The sequence below is a fragment of the Pontibacter sp. LHS1 genome (genome assembly GCF_058932855.1).
In genome coordinates, this window is sequence record NZ_JBZYWF010000013.1 from 15627 (window position 1) to 31766 (window position 16140).

The window sequence follows — 16140 nt, forward strand, 5'->3', positions numbered from 1 at the left end:
GCACTTAGAATGAATAAGAGACGCCTCCTATCAGGTTTATACTTTTGTTCGGGTAATTTACAAACCTTTCGTACTTCTGCGCAAACAAATTATTTACCATCAGGAAAGTCGTGAATCTGTTGGAGAATCTGTAATCCGCCTTCAGGTTCAGGTCCACGATCGTATCTGTTTCCCGCAGCACAAATGTGCCGTCAGGACGGGTAATGCGCCCGAAAGAACTCCCAATATAGTAAAGTTCTGAATTAAAGAGAATCTTATCATAGAAGTTGTAGGTAGCGAAAACGCTTGCCATCAACTCCGGACGGTGAAACGGCTGCTCTAAGGTAGCTGTGCTATATTTGTTATAATCAGCCTTTAATCCTATGCGCAGTTCGTCTGAATAATTAAAAGTGGCTTCACCATAAATATTCAAAACATTTGTCACGCCGTCATCATACACCAGGTCAAACTTGGTAGAGTCGCTTGCCGAGTTGTTGTAGAAGTACATGTTGCGGAAGTTCTGGTAGGCCACACGACCTGTCAGGTGCACAAAGTTGGCAATGTTAGCCTGCATACCGCCGTATACCTCCAGCCCTTTATTCTGATCAGCTACTCTTACATTCGGTGCCAGGAATGGGTTCTCCTGTGTCAGCTGATATAAAGTAACCCTTTGCAAGTCACCCCCTATACCCGCATAAATCAACAGGTTATCTTTAATAGGCTCCACTCCTACTCGTACTGTTGGGTACACATTGAACTTGCGTGCGTCGTTCACGGTATCGCCTGTGTAAGCCACGTTTGCACCAATCGAAAGGCGGATCGCATTCAGCTGGCGCTCGTACTGCGGGTGCAGCTTAAACAAGGTGCGGCTAACAGAAGCAGAGTCCTTGTGAGACACCAGCGACAGGTCGGCATCAACCTTGAAAGCTGACACATCATCCAGGCCATACTCGGTGTTCAACTTAGCTGCGATATTTGTCTCCCGCATGTCGTAGTGGTCGTTCAGGTAGTTCACGTTCAAACCGGCTTTGAACAGAAGTGGCATACCTGCGCCGTGATTATGCATATATCCTTCGGCATGCACGCGGTTGAACACCTGGCTGATGGTATCGCGATCCACGGTCGTTTCCTGCACCGGGCTGTATCCGTAGAAGTGATACTTGTCGCGTCCGTAGCCTAGTTTACCGCCTAATGTAAGGCCTTGCAGGTAGCTCTCGCCGTTCACATTGATCGCCGAATTGGTCACAGCAGAATTTCTGCCGTCAACCGGACCTCTGGCGGAAGTGATATGGCTAACATCGGCTCCATACGAAGCCACATTGCTGCGCTTGTTGTGGAAGTAGCCCTTCAGGTATAAAGTACCGTAGTTGCCTATACCTGCCTTTACATAATTGCCGTACAGTTTGGTCAGTTCGTCCTGTTTGATGGTGAGCACACGCACCTGAAGGTTCACATCCTGGTCCTCGAGGCGGTAATCATTGAAACGATAACGTACATTGCGCTCGCCCGGCTCTGGCTGCACCACCGCAAATTTCTGGTAGTTGCGCGACGCTCTCGGCAGTTCGATCTTGCGATCTTTTTCTACCACTACCTCCGCATCCTGTAGTTTGGCACCTTCGCCCCAGCCTGTTGTCTGTGCCTGGGCATTGTTCAGAAAGCTGTATCCAGCACACAGCACAATCACTGCTATGGAAGCCTTTTTCAATCTATTCTTCATGTTGATGTTTCTCTTCAGCTTGATCTGATGCATTATCTTTTTCTTCCCTTCACTGTGTCAGCTGGGGCCGTACTCGGTGCACCACCCAATTTAGCCAGCTTCTGCTTCGCCTCTGCCACAATTTCCGGCACTGGCGAGTGCTCAATGATAGAGTTAAGTGTTGAAGTTGCCTGGAAAGTTTCGTTCTGCGCCACATAATTGTCGGCGATGATCAGGAAGGACTTGCCCAGCCAGAAGTCGTAGCTGGAGAACTTCGTGTTGAAGTCAAAGGCCACATCAATCGACTCGGCATACTTCTTCTGCTTGTACAAAATCTCGGCTACCAGGTAATGTGCCTCTGCCCCGTTTTCGTCGGTTGCAGACGAGGACGCCTCACGCAGCTCTTTCAGGGCCTGATCCAGGTTGCCTTCTGCGTAAGTAGCTTTGCCTTTGTACAGCTGTGCTGTGTTGTAGACATAAAGCGCAGAATTACCCTGGCTGATCAGCTCGTTGGCAATTCGCTTCGATGCTGCATAGTCGTTCGACAAGAAGTGGCTCTTCATCAGACCAGTCAGCGCTGTTTGCTGCTCACGACGGTTAATAGCCGTATCGCGCAGACGGCTGTAGTACTTGATTGCTTCCGCGTAGTTCTTATTCTCAAACTCCGCATCAGCCACTTTCTGGATGGCACGGTTCACATACTCGCTCTTGTTTTCCTCAACAACAGCTTTCATGCGCTGCAAGCCCTGCTCTGTCTGGTTGGTGCGCAGATACGAATCAGCCAGGAAGTAACGGGCGTCACTCACAAAAGGACTGTTTGGATACGTCTTCAGGTAACTCTCCAATTTAGTCAGTGCCTGATCGTATTTCTCGTTGAAATAAAGCGTTTTAGATGCTTCGAATTCAATGCTTTCTAAAGCATTACTTTCCGGGTTTGCCGTTCTGAATTTCTCTGCATAAGTATCAAATTCACTGCTGCGGTTCTGTGTAGCCAGTACCTCCTGCAGGCTGTAAAGGGAACCGCTGGCAGAACGTGAGTTCGGGAATTCGTCGAGTACGCGCTTATAGTCAGCTGCGGCTTCAGCGTTACGTCCCAGGTTAGCATAGGCTATACCTCGTTTCTCCAGCGCATTCGGCACGAGGCGGCTTTGCGGCCTGCTCTGAATAAGCGCAGTAAAACCTGATACAGCCGATTCGTAATTGCCTGATTCAAACTCAATGATAGCACGTTGATAAATGGCAGGCTCTACGTAGCGCGACTTCTGGTACTGGCTGTACACGGTCTGCAGATTCTGCTTCGCCGCTTCCTTGTTGCCCATCAGACTCAGCACGATACCTTTCTGGAAGTATACATAGTCTTTGTCATTGGAATTAGAAGCCAGTACTTTGTCGTAAAGGGCCAGGGCAGGCGCATACTGCTTGTTCACATAATGCAGGTCAGCCAGTCGCATCATGGCATCGTAGTGGTTTGGATCACTTGTACTGGTACCGTCCACATAAGCCTTGAAGTGCGGTATGGCTTTGTCGTACTCTTTGTTATTGTAGTAGGCGTAGCCTATACCGTAGCGCGACTTCATGTAGTATTCCGACTTACGTGCCTCACTGTTACGGAACACAGCCGCATAGCTGTTGATGGCATCCACGTAACGCTGCCCCATAGAGTAAGCCTCTCCTTTCACAAAGTGGCTGGCTGCTGTGATTTCCTTATCGTATGGATACTGCAGCGATTTATCCAGCATGGAAACCGCCGTCGGGAACTTACCTTCGTTAAAGAGGTTTACGCCGTACAAGTGCGTCATGCGCTGGTAAGTTTCCAGTATCTTATAGCTCTTGTTCGGCATGCTCTCGATGTGGCGAATAGCCTCCGAGTAGTTGTTCGAGTTAAAATACGCCTCTGTCAGCAGGTTGTCGACATCGGCGGCGTGTTCTGACTTAGGAAATTGCTCGTTGAAATTCTGCAGCGAGTTAAACACGTCACGGAAGTTGCCCAGTTCGTAGCTTACCTGCGCAAACTTAACGGTAGACGCTTCGGTGATGGTTTTGTCCTGGTCATTTTTGCGGGCCTGGTCAAAAGCGGTCAGGGCATACTGCTTGTTGTCTTCTCGCAGATAGCTCATACCTAAGTAATAAGCCGCATTCTGACCGAGGGCGTCTTTCTTGCTCGCTACTTCCTTAAAATTGGCAATCGCATTTTTAAAGTTACCGTTCTTGTAGTCGGTATAGGCGATTTTATACTGGATCACCGGATCAAGCTTGCGCTTGCCCTCAGCGTACTGGCTAAAGAACTGCTCAGCAGTCTTGTACTCACCACGCTGGTAATAGGCGTCACCCACTAACAGGGCAATTTCGTCGGCCTGTTGTACCTTAGGGGTTTTAGCCAGTGCTGCTTCCCCGTACCGGATCACTTCAAAGATATCGTGCTCCTTATACAGGATCTCCGTGATCATGTAAGGGACGATCTGGGCGTAAGCTTCGTTCTTTTCGGCAATCAACAGATCCGCTTTTGCGGCGTCGTAATCACCTTGGCGGTAAGCTATATAGCCCGCATAATAGTTCGAAGCATAGGCAAAGCGGTGCTCGTCTTCTCTAAAGCCTGTCGTCTTGTTCTTATCGAACCAGATCTTGGCGTTTTTGAAATCCTTGTTGGCGAAGTAAGAATAGCCGAGTTTAAACTCCAGCTCTTTGTTCTGCTTGATACTCAGAAGATGTGTGGGCGCATTCTCCAGCTTCTCCACCGCCTTCTTGTAATCCTTGTTTTCGAAGTAGTACAGACCCAGCTCGTAATTAGCCAGGGCCGTCTTCGGGTGGGTCGGGAATTTGCGGGTGAAGTTGAGGATCAGCTGTTCGGCGTCCGGGTGCAACAGGTATAGTCCGCTCAGTGCATAGTAATACTGTGCGTCCGCTGTCTTGGCATCGTCTCCGATCAGGTTGATGTACTTGCGGAAGGCCTCCTGAGCTGCTCCGTACTTGGCTCGGTCAAACAACTCCACGCCTTCGTGGTAGTGCTTGTCTTTTGCGGTGAACACCTGTGTGTGCTGGGCCACCGCTATGTGGCTTCCTCCAGCCAAAACCGATGCCAGCGCTACTTTATAGGCTATCTTCATATGTATCTTACTGCTCGCTTATGAGCTATTCTTATGACTTAATCTTAGAAATCAGGTATATGCACCAGACGGCGCTATGCCTTACAGGCAAATTCAAAGTTAGTTAAAATTCGATAACCGCACGAACCAAAGGCGATAAACATCCCACCGAAAAGGGCTGACGCACACTTCACACCTCTATACAATGCAGCATCAATAGCAAATATTGTGCTGATCGTGTGAAATTGTACTTAATGATAGGCTAAAGTCCGTGGTACCGGATGCAAAATCTTGAACACCAGCTCTTTTAAAATTTCAGATTCGCCCATATCGCCACCACTTATGCCCTTCACCTGCAGATCGGCCACCCGGATATGGTGAATGATATCCACGACACGCATCAGCGGGAACACCCGCAGGGCCTGCATGTACTCTTTTACCAGAAAACCACGGTTGCCCAGACTCTTTCGCACGCCGGATTCTGACTTGTCGGCAGACTGGTGCAAGGTCAAAAGCTTGGTGAAAAACGTAAAGAGCAGGCTCAGGTTAGGTATGAGCGGATTATTTTTTGGATTGGCCTCAAAATACTGGATGATCCGGTTAGCCTTGAGCGCATCCTGAGCAATGAGTGCCGATTGCAGCTCAAAGATGTTGTACTCCTTGCTGATGCCCACATTCTCCTGCACCACCCGTTCGTCTATCGCCTGTCCAGGTTTCAGATTAATCAGCAGCTTATCGATCTCATTTGCCTGCCGCGACAGGTCGGCACCGATAAACTCACTCAGCAAAAGCACCGCTTTGGGACTGATTTGTACACCTTTGCTCTTCACATACCCTGTGATCCAGGCAGGTATCTGGTTGTCGTACAGCTTTTTGGTGGTCAGCAGCACGGCGTGTTTCTGCACAGCTTTGCCTAAAGCCTTGCGCCCATCAAGAGTTTTGTGCTTGTGGCAAAATACCAGAATAGTTGAGGGCAATGGGTTCTGAAGATATGCCTCCAGCTGCTTCATACCTTCTTCCCGCTCCAGGTCCACAATGCTCTGCGCTTCCTTCACGATCACGACCTGGCGCTCGGCCATCATCGGGAAACGCTTGGCTTGAAGCAATACGGTAGCCACATCTACATCCTTGCCGTATACCACAACCTGGTTGAAACCCTTTTCGTGCTCCTGCAGGGCGTGTGCCTCAATAAAGTCGGCAATCTGGTCAATATAAAAAGGCTCCTCTCCCTGAAGAAAATACACAGGGGCGAACTGCCTCTTCTTTAATTGCTCCATGATGCCCTCTGGGGTGTGCGACATGCTGTTTGAAAGGTATAAATTGGTGATCGTTCAGGTATACAGACATCAAATATACTGGTATCTGCGCTGCAAATGAAAGGCTGAAGGGCCAAAATAAGAATAAAATCCAATATATTCTGACTGTCCTGAATATTGTCTAATTTTATAAAGTGAACGCCTATCTGCTCTTTGTCGACACCGAAACCTCGGGTTTGCCCAAGGACTGGAGCATGCCCTATTCGGCGCGCGACAACTGGCCACATATCGTACAGGTTGCCTGGGAAGTCTATACCCAACAAGGGGAACTTATTAAGTCTGAAAACTTCTACATCAAGCCCTCGGATTACGAAATGGATGCCGTTTCTGAACGCATACATGGTATCAGCCTGGAATTTCTGGAAAAGAATGGAACAGGTCGCTACGAAGTCTTACACCTTTTGCAGCAGGACCTGGTTCACTACCAGCCACTGGTTGTGGGGCATTTTATGCAGCTCGATTACAAAATGCTGGGCCTGGGCTTTTACAGAGCAGGGCTAGACAACCCGCTGGAGCATCTGCCTACTTTCTGCACCATGCTTGCCACCAACCACTTTGTGCGGGAAGCAAGGCACCGTCAAATGCGCCTGGGGGAGCTGTACATGCGCCTTTTCGATGAACCCCTGCAAAACGAGCATGATGCACGCAACGATGCGCATGCTACGGCCCGCTGCTTCTTTGAGCTGTGGCGCAGAGGAGATATTGACGAACAAACTGTGCAACTGCAGCAGGAACCTCCTCCTCCACTGCCGCTCCGCCGAAGGCCGCGCAGTCACCGACATAGGTTGCTGTATTTTGCCGGATTCCTACTCCTTGTTTTCCTCCTATACCTGATCGCTTTGTTACTGACATGAACCCGAAACACGAATTTCTGAAAACTGTAAAGCCTTTTAGTCTCTTGCCAGACGAGGTAATACAGGGCGTTGCCGAGCTGCTGGAAGAGGTGCACTACCCAAAAGAGCAGATCCTATACCTGCAGGATGAATCAAAATTGCGCGGTGTCGATCTGATTGTGCGGGGGGAGTATGAAGCCTTTTTTTACGACAGCGAACAGAATAAGCGGCTGGTAGCCACTTACGGTAGCGCCTACTGCTACGGTGGAACTTCCATCCTGCTTAATCGCCGTCGCTCCTTCCGTACGGTCATCACCCGAAAAGGAACTGTTGTCTATACCTTGCACCGAAAGGAATTTCTAGCACTGTGCCGGACTTACGAGGCATTCCTTCATTATTTCACTGCGGAGTACGGTCGGCGTATGCTGAACGAGGAATACGCCCACTTTATAAGACCTTCGCGCATACAACCCGAAAACAACATAGCCGCCGATCAGCTCTATTCCCGCAAACTGGAGACGCTGGAACACCGCGCCATTGTTTCCTGCGCTGACAATACACCTATTGCCGAGGCCGCGCAGATGATGATGAATCAGAAAGTAGGTTGCCTTTTCGTGAGGAACGAACAAGACCAGATCACCGGTTTTATCACAGACCTGACCCTGCGCAATAATGTAGTAGCCAGTCAAATCCCCTATACCCAGCCGGTACGCGATGTGATGGACCAGCCCATTGTCTCGATCGGAGCGCAAGCCTATATCTATGAAGCCGTCTTACTGATGTTTCAGACCCGCGCCCGCTATTTATTGATTTCAGAGGGAGGTAGCTTTACTGGTTTTATCAGCCGCAACAAACTGCTGAGTAGCCTGGCACAGTCACCTTTCATGTTCATACAGTCGGTCAAGCTGGCCCGCAGCATACCTGAACTGAAGCAGCGCTGGCACAAAGTCCCCGAACAGGTATACCAGCTGCTCAATCGGGGCGTCAAGTCTGAGATTGTGAACCAGGTGATCACTACCGTTGCCGATACCATTGCCATCAACGTCATTGAGGGTGTGATCGCCGAAATGGGTCCACCACCGGCCAGGTTCGTGTTCATGGTGCTGGGCAGTGAAGGCCGGAAGGAGCAGACCTTGCGCACCGACCAGGACAATGCCATCATCTACGAAGACAAGGCCAACGAGCAGCGCGAGATCGTGCGGCAATACTTTCTGGCCTTCGCCTCCACCGTTTCGGAACGGCTCGACCATATTGGCTTCAGCTTCTGTGAAGGAGGCTTTATGGCCAAAAACTCCAAATGGACGCACTCCCTCTCCCACTGGAAGCGCAACTACAGCAACTGGCTGCAGGAATCTGACCCGGAGGCAGTTCTGAAAGTGGCCACCTTCTTCGACTGCCGCTTCTTGTATGGTGAACAAAGTATAATGGATGAACTGAAAGCGTTTCTGCATCAGGAACTGGAGAGACCCAAGTATATCTTCCTGCACCACATGGCCCAGAATGCGCTGCAGTACGAACCGCCGCTTACGTTCTTCAATAACATCAGAACATTCAGCAAAGGCAGTCAGCAGGTATTCAACCTCAAAAAGACCATGACCCCAATTGTAGACCTCGTAAGGGCTTATGCGCTGCGCAACCGTATTTTTCTCACCAACACCGGTGAGCGACTGGAGGCATTGGCACAAATGGGCATTTTCACGGAAAAAGAGCGCCAGGAGCTGTTGCAGGCCTACTATTACCTGATGGGTATGCGCCTCAGGAAGCAGGCGATCCAGATCATTGACGACCGTAAAGAACCGGACAATCTGCTTGATCCCAAATCGCTCACTAAGATAGAGCAGGTCACACTGAAGGAGATTTTCAAGGTTATCAGTTATTTCCAGACTAAAATAAAGGTGGGCTTTATGGAATCGCTCCACTAAATTCACAACAACACGAATGAAGTATATGAAATGCAGCCTTCGGTCAGGTATAGCCCTGCTACTGATAACTTGGTTTAGCACCAATCAGGCAGCCTATGGTCAATCCACTAACCCCGTGTATGTCGACAAGCAGGGTGTGCTGCGCTGGCAGAAAGGAAACACCGAGGCTAACTTTTTCGGAGTCAACTACACGGTGCCCTTCGCCTATGGCTTCCGTTCACACAAAGCTTTAGGTATAGACATTGAAAAGGCTATTGACCAGGACGTTTACCACATGGCCAGGCTTGGTTTCAATGCTTTCCGGGTGCATGTATGGGACACCGAGATCAGTGATTCACTGGGTAATTTGCTGGAGAACGAACACCTGCGCCTTTTTGACTACCTGATCTACAAACTGAAGGAGCGCAACATCAAAATACTGATCACCCCTATCGCCTTCTGGGGGCCCGGCTATCCCGAGCCCGATTACAAAACGGGTGGCTTTTCGAGCATCTACAACAAGCAGCAGGCTGTTACCGAAGAAACCGCCTTCCAGGCGCAGGAGCGATACCTGGGGCAGTTCTTTCAGCATGTCAACCCCTATACCAAGGTTTCTTACCAGGACGACCCCGATGTGATCGCAGCGGAGGTGAACAACGAACCGCACCACACCGGTCCGAAAGAGCGGGCTACGGAATACGTCAACCGCATGGTGAAAGCTATACGAGGCACAGGCTGGACCAAACCGATCTTCTACAACATCAGCGAATCACCGCGCTATGCCGATGCGGTAGCCAAAGCCAATATCGACGGCGTGAGCTTTCAATGGTACCCAACGGGTTTGGTAGCAAACCGCACCCTGCAAGGCAACTTCCTGCCCCATGTGGACAGGTATAGCATCCCTTTTGACACCATACCTGCCTTTGCAGGCAAAGCGCGGATGGTCTACGAATTCGACGCAGGTGATATCGCCTCTCCAACCATGTATCCGGCCATGGCCCGCAGCTTCCGGGAAGCGGGCTTTCAATGGGCCACGCAGTTTGCCTATGACCCCATGGCGACTGCCTACGCCAACACTGAATACCAGACCCACTACGTTAACCTGGCCTATACGCCCGAAAAAGCCATTAGTCTGCTGATCGCCTCCAAGGCTTTCCAGAAGCTACCCCTCCTGAAAAGCTACGGTACCTACCCCGCTGATAGTGTATTTGATGTATTCCGAGTGAGCCACCGGCAGCAGCTAAGCGAGATGAATACCCCACAGGAGTTCTACTATGCCAACACGACCAGCACCAAACCTGCCAGCCTGAACAAGCTGCAACGACTGGCCGGTGTGGGCAACTCCCCGGTTGTGCACTACAGTGGTCGCGGCGCTTACTTCCTGGACAAGCTGGAGAACGGGGTGTGGCGCCTTGAAGTAATGCCCGATGCTATACCTGTCAGCGATCCCTTTGCCAAAGCCTCGCCACAGAAAGAGGTAGTACGCATACAGTGGCGTGCCCATACCATGCAAGTACAGCTCAGTGACCTGGGTGAGGCCTTTACTGTGGAGGCTTTGAACAAAGGCAACAGGTATAGCACCCAATCCATCAAAGGCAGCTTCACGATACAGCCAGGCTCATACCTGCTTACCAGAAATGGCAAGAGGTATAAGCGCAACCAAAACAGCATCCAAAACCTGAGGCTGGAAGAGTTTGCAGCACCACAACCGCGATCTGCTGAGCCGACAGTTTATCATCAACCAAAACAGGAAGTAACAACCGGCGAACCATTATCTATCAAGGCACTAATAGCAGGTATAAAACCTGAAGATAAGGTTACGCTGTTGATGAACAACTTCTCCGGGGTATGGGAAACCATCGCAATGCAGCCTCGGGATGCCTATACCTGGCAAGCCGATGTACCGGCTGATATCTTATCTCCCGGGTTGATTCAGTACCGCATCCTGGTGCAAAAAGGGCAGGATGACTACACCACCTTCCCCGGTAGCTACAAAGGAAACCCACATGCCTGGGACTATCACCAGCAGGACTACTGGCAGATGTGGGTAGCCGCCGAGAACGGTGCGCTGGAGCTATTCAATGCTGCCCAGGATCGAAATCTTGCTGTATACCCTAACCTGTGGCGCCCGGAGGAGAGACAGTTGATCACCACAGGAACCCCAGGCCAGATGGCGATCAAACTAAATCGTAAGGATCTGAAAGAAGGGGAGCCGCTTATTGCATGGCAGCACTTCATAGGCGACAGACTGCAGAACAGACAATCTGAGTTGCCGGACTTTAAGCGCATCATAGTGAAAGCTCGAACAGAAAATGCGCCTGTACAAATGAAAGTAACCCTCATCACAAGAAACGCAGCAGCCTATTCCGCAACTGTGAAGCTTGATCAGCATTTGCAGGATATTGAAATCCCGCTGGAGTCGCTCCAGCCGGACAGTTTTATCCTGCTCCCAAGGCCATACCCGGGTTTCCACCCTTTCCGGTTTAAATCTGTCTCGGCTGGTAAATTTGATCTTAGCCAAATCGAGAAAATAGAGGTTTCCATTGGAGAAGGTATAGCGCCTGCAGCTTATGGACAGCCTTCTACCTTCGAGGTAGCCTCAATTTGGCTGGGCCGTTAAGCCAGGACAGGCCACTATTCTGCCAACTCTTTCCTATATTTGCTCTGAACTGATGATTTTTTAGGCTTACATGAATCTGATAGAAGAATTAAGATGGAGAGGCATGCTCCACGATTTCATGCCCGGTACAGAAGAACAGCTTGCTTCCGGCATGACAACGGGTTATATCGGTTTTGACCCGACTGCGTCCTCCCTGCACATTGGCAACCTGGCAACGATTATGCTGCTCGTACACCTGCAGCGTGCAGGCCACAAGCCGATTGCGCTGGTAGGCGGTGCCACCGGTATGATCGGTGACCCATCGGGCAAGTCAGCAGAGCGAAACCTGCTGGACGAAGCTACCCTGCAGGCTAATCAGGCAGGTATACGCAAGCAACTCGAGAAATTCCTGGACTTCAACTGCGGCGACAACGCTGCCGAGATCGTGAATAACTACGACTGGTTCAAAGAGTTCAGCTTCCTGGGCTTCCTGCGTGAGGTGGGCAAGCACCTAACCGTGAACTACATGATGGCCAAGGACTCGGTGAAGAAGCGTATCAGTGCAGACGAAGAAGGCAACCGTGCCGAAGGTCTTTCCTTTACTGAGTTCTCTTACCAGCTTATACAAGGCTACGATTTTTACCATCTGTACAAGAACAAGAACGTGCGTCTGCAGATGGGCGCATCGGACCAGTGGGGTAATATCACCACTGGTACTGAGTTGATCCGCCGTATCGACGATGGCAAAGCTTTCGCGCTGGTAGGTAAATTGGTGACCAAATCGGATGGTACTAAATTTGGCAAGTCTGAAGGCGGTAATGTGTGGCTTGACCCGGCTTATACCTCCCCTTACAAATTCTACCAGTTCTGGCTCAACCTGTCAGATGAGGAGGCAGAAAAGCTGATCAAGGTATACACCCTGCTGCCACAGGACGAGATTGAGCGCCTGACGGAAGAGCACAAACAGGCTCCTCACCTGCGTGTACTGCAAAAAGCCCTGGCTAAAGATGTTACAATTCGCGTTCATTCCGAAGAAGACTACAAATCAGCAGTGGATGCGTCTGAAATTTTATTTGGAAAAGGCGATTTAGAGACGCTAAAAGGCCTAAAAGAGGATGTTTTGCTATCTGTATTTGAGGGCGTGCCGCAAATAGAAGTGAGCAGAGGCAACTACGAAGGAGCAGCTACGGTAAGCGATTTGCTTTCTGACGTAACGGGGGGCCAGATTTTCGAATCGAAGGGGGAAGCTAAGCGCATGATCAAGAACGGCGGCGTGAGTATTAACCGTCAGAAAATTCAGGGCACGGAAGACCCTGTAAACTATGAGCTGCTGCAGGAGAAATACCTGGTAGTGCAGAAAGGAAAGAAAAACTATTTCCTGGTATCAGTTAACTAACTGATACATACATACTTAAAAACAAAAAAGGTGATCTAAATAGATCACCTTTTTTGTTGCTATTGCTAAAAGAGTTACTTATTTCTTCTCAGTAGCGCTGTTTTTCATGTCCTGAACTTCCTTACGGATGTCCTGAGCCATGTTTTTCAGGTCCTGCATGCCTTTACGTACGCGAGTACCGGCAGCTGCATTGTTCTTGTCGTAGAATTTTTCGAAGTCAGCTTCCAACGACATTACGAGGTCCTTGAGTTTGCCAAAGTTGTTGTTCATTTGAGGTGTTTATTATAGTGAAACATTTGTTTTTACTGCTCCAATATACACATTAAATGATAACATGCAAAGATTAGCAAACTTTAATATATGCCTTTAAAGCAAATTAAGCGGACACAGAGGCCTTTGAGTATAGACCTTTATCTAGTTTTTGTGCAATCTTTTCAAATGCGTCGATCGTCTCCTTCACATCGTCGAGCGTGTGCACGGCTGTTGGAATAAGACGAAGCATGATCACATCCTTCGGCACTACTGGATACACCACGATAGAGCAGAAGATGTTGTAGTTCTCACGCAGATCGAGTGTCAGCTGGGTAGCATCCGGAATCTGACCGTTCAGGAATACTGGCGTTACAGGCGACTCAGTTGTACCGATATTGAAGCCTTTTCCGCGCAGACCAGTCTGCAGCGCGTTTACCACTTCCCAAAGTTTGTCTTTCAGCTCTGGCTGCGTGCGCAGCAACTCCAGACGCTTGATAGCACCAACTGTCAATGGCATTGGAAGCGACTTGGCAAAGATCTGGGAGCGCATGTTGTAGCGCAGGTACTCTACCACCTGCTCGTCGGCAGCCACAAAGGCACCGATGCTGGCCATAGACTTGGCGAAAGTAGAGAAGTATACGTCGATACCGTCCTGCACACCCAGGTGCTCACCTGTACCGGCACCGGTCTTACCCATGGTACCAAAACCGTGTGCGTCGTCAACCAATAGTCTGAACTGGAATTTCTTCTTCAGCTCAACCACTTCTTTCAGTTTGCCCAGGTTACCAGACATACCGAATACACCTTCCGTGATCACCAGAATAGCACCACCTGTATTTTCAGCCCAGCGTGTAGCACGCTCCAGCTGCTTCTCAAGGCTGGCCATGTCGTTGTGACCGTATACAAAGCGCTTACCCTGGTGCAGACGCACACCGTCAATGATACAAGCGTGTGATTCTGCGTCGTACACGATCACATCATGGCGATCTACCAGCGCATCAATGATCGACACGACACCTTGATAACCGAAGTTCAACAACAGGGCGTCAGGCTTCTGCACAAATTCAGCCAGATCAGACTCCAGCTTTTCGTGCATGTTTGAGTTACCGGACATAATACGGGCACCCATCGGGTAGGCCATACCCCACTCAGCAGCGGCTTCAGCGTCAGCTTTACGCACTTCCGGGTGATTAGCCAGACCCAGGTAGTTGTTAAGGCTCCAGGTAAGTACCTCCTTGCCCCTAAACTTCATGCGCGGAGCGATCTCCCCCTCAAGCTTTGGAAACGTGAAATAGCCATGCGCATAATGTGAGTGGCTGCCTAACGGACCTCTGTTGGTCAACAACTTTTCAAATAAATCCACCTTGTGTTTAATTAAGTTTCGGGATAATTTAAGGTTCTGATATAGCTAGTTATACTATATATTCAGTTCTAAGTATAATGCCTGCAAATTTATGATTTTATAGATTCATAAACAATTTCTAATACTCCTCCCGCTCCTTTTTCGGGTGCTCATTTTTAAGTTTGCCTGTTATACTGTTTCTTTGAAGAAAATAAAGCTTAGCTCCTGCATGAGAAAAATCAACAAGATACTGGTAGCCAACCGTGGTGAAATAGCCTTGCGCGTGATGCGCTCTGCCAAAGAAATGGGTATCAGCACGGTAGCCATCTACAGCGAGGCCGACCGAAACGCCCTGCATGTGCGCTACGCTGACGAGGCTGTTTGCGTAGGTGGACCCAAGTCAAATGAATCATACCTGCGGGGCGATGTAATCATCGAAGTTTGCAAAAGACTGCAGGTAGATGCGATCCATCCTGGCTATGGCTTTCTTTCTGAGAACGCTAATTTTGCCCGACAGGTGCAGGAGGCAGGCCTTATCTTCATCGGCCCTTCTCCAGAAGCAATTGAACTGATGGGTAGTAAGCTTGCCGCCAAAGCCGCTGTATCCAAGTATAAGATCCCGATGGTACCGGGCACTGAAGAAGCTATTTCGGATGTGGAAGAAGCCAAAGAGATCGCCTCCAATGTAGGTTTCCCTATCCTGATCAAGGCCAGTGCCGGTGGTGGCGGTAAGGGCATGCGTGTAGTGGAAAGCGTGGATGTGTTTGAAGAACAAATGAAGCTGGCTGTGAGCGAAGCGACTTCTGCCTTCGGTGACGGTTCCGTTTTTATCGAAAAATACATCGGTTCTCCTCGTCACATCGAAATACAGGTGCTGGGTGATACGCATGGCAACATCGTCCATCTTTTTGAACGTGAGTGTTCTATTCAGCGTCGTCATCAGAAAGTGATTGAGGAAGCTCCTTCTGCTGTCCTCACACCTGAGCTTCGCGATGAGATGGGCCGTTGCGCTGTGGATGTGGCCAAGGCCTGCGACTATGTGGGTGCTGGCACCGTTGAGTTCCTGGTAGATGAGAACCTGAACTTTTACTTCCTCGAAATGAACACCCGTCTGCAGGTAGAGCACCCGGTAACAGAGCAGATCACGGGTTTGGACCTTGTGAAAGAGCAGATATTAATTGCGGAGGGCAATCCGCTTAGCTTCCACCAGGAAGACCTGACCATAAACGGCCATGCACTGGAACTGCGGGTATACGCCGAAGACCCTGCTAATAACTTCCTGCCTGACATCGGCCGCTTGGAAACCTACGTGCGTCCGCAGGGGCTTGGTGTGCGCGTAGATGATGGCTTTGAGCAAGGTATGGACATTCCGATCTACTATGACCCGATGATCGCCAAGCTGGTGACCTTCGGAAAAGACCGCCAGGAAGCTATCGAGAAAATGCTGCGGGCTATCGACGAATATAAGATTACAGGTATAGAGACCACACTTCCATTTGGCACATTTGTGCTCCAGCACGAAGCTTTTGTTTCAGGTAACTTCGACACCAAATTCATTGAGCGCTACTTTAGCCCGAGCGTACTGGAGCCAAAGCCAACTGAAGACGCAGAAGAAATAGCTGCTGTGCTGGCCGCTATGTTGTTAGGAAACAATAAGCCTACAGTAAGCGCACCGAGCACCGGCACACAGAACGGTACGGTTTCTAACTGGCGCAAAAACAGAGTAAAATAAGGTATAGCCTA

The 16140-nt window shown here is 49.8% G+C and carries 10 protein-coding genes; 5 read left to right on the forward strand and 5 right to left on the reverse strand.

All coding sequences use genetic code 11. From position 1 onward, the window contains the following. Positions 1–4: 4 nt before the first annotated feature. The 3 genes from AC5FXQ_RS18825 to holA form a co-directional block, all read right to left on the reverse strand. Positions 5–1696, reverse strand: coding sequence for a TonB-dependent receptor (locus AC5FXQ_RS18825; protein WP_493603962.1), 1692 nt, complete (start codon positions 1694–1696; stop codon positions 5–7). Positions 1697–1728: 32 nt separating this feature from the next. Then, a complete protein-coding gene (locus AC5FXQ_RS18830; RefSeq protein WP_493603963.1) occupies positions 1729–4779 on the reverse strand; it encodes a tetratricopeptide repeat protein in 3051 nt (1016 codons plus the stop codon). Between the two features lie 230 nt (positions 4780–5009). Then, complete coding sequence (gene holA / locus AC5FXQ_RS18835) at positions 5010–6059, reverse strand: DNA polymerase III subunit delta (RefSeq protein WP_493603964.1); 1050 nt, start codon at positions 6057–6059, stop codon at positions 5010–5012. Between the two features lie 149 nt (positions 6060–6208). Between holA and AC5FXQ_RS18840 the strand changes: the two genes are divergently transcribed. From AC5FXQ_RS18840 to tyrS, 4 genes are all read left to right on the forward strand, one after another. Continuing rightward, a complete protein-coding gene (locus tag AC5FXQ_RS18840; RefSeq protein WP_493603965.1) occupies positions 6209–6928 on the forward strand; it encodes a 3'-5' exonuclease in 720 nt (239 codons plus the stop codon). Then, on the forward strand, positions 6925–8829 hold the full coding sequence (locus AC5FXQ_RS18845; protein WP_493603966.1) for a DUF294 nucleotidyltransferase-like domain-containing protein: 1905 nt from the start codon (positions 6925–6927) through the stop codon (positions 8827–8829). The genes AC5FXQ_RS18840 and AC5FXQ_RS18845 overlap by 4 nt, the downstream gene beginning before the upstream one ends. 25 nt (positions 8830–8854) lie before the next feature. After that, positions 8855–11428, forward strand: a complete 2574-nt coding sequence (locus AC5FXQ_RS18850; RefSeq protein WP_493603967.1) for a cellulase family glycosylhydrolase — start codon at positions 8855–8857, stop codon at positions 11426–11428. A 70-nt stretch (positions 11429–11498) separates the two neighbouring features. Continuing rightward, positions 11499–12803 (forward strand): tyrosine--tRNA ligase, encoded by a 1305-nt coding sequence (tyrS, locus tag AC5FXQ_RS18855; protein WP_493603968.1) that lies wholly within the window; start codon positions 11499–11501, stop codon positions 12801–12803. Between the two features lie 78 nt (positions 12804–12881). On the opposite strand, the gene AC5FXQ_RS18860 is transcribed toward tyrS, so the two are convergent. Beyond that, complete coding sequence (locus AC5FXQ_RS18860; RefSeq protein WP_493603969.1) at positions 12882–13073, reverse strand: BF3379 family histone-like protein; 192 nt, start codon at positions 13071–13073, stop codon at positions 12882–12884. Between the two features lie 106 nt (positions 13074–13179). Continuing rightward, on the reverse strand, positions 13180–14418 hold the full coding sequence (locus tag AC5FXQ_RS18865) for an aminotransferase class I/II-fold pyridoxal phosphate-dependent enzyme (RefSeq protein ID WP_493603970.1): 1239 nt from the start codon (positions 14416–14418) through the stop codon (positions 13180–13182). Positions 14419–14626: 208 nt separating this feature from the next. Here AC5FXQ_RS18865 and accC point away from each other — a divergent pair, with 208 nt between their 5' ends. Then, a complete protein-coding gene (gene accC / locus AC5FXQ_RS18870) occupies positions 14627–16129 on the forward strand; it encodes an acetyl-CoA carboxylase biotin carboxylase subunit (RefSeq protein WP_493603971.1) in 1503 nt (500 codons plus the stop codon). Positions 16130–16140 lie beyond the last annotated feature (11 nt).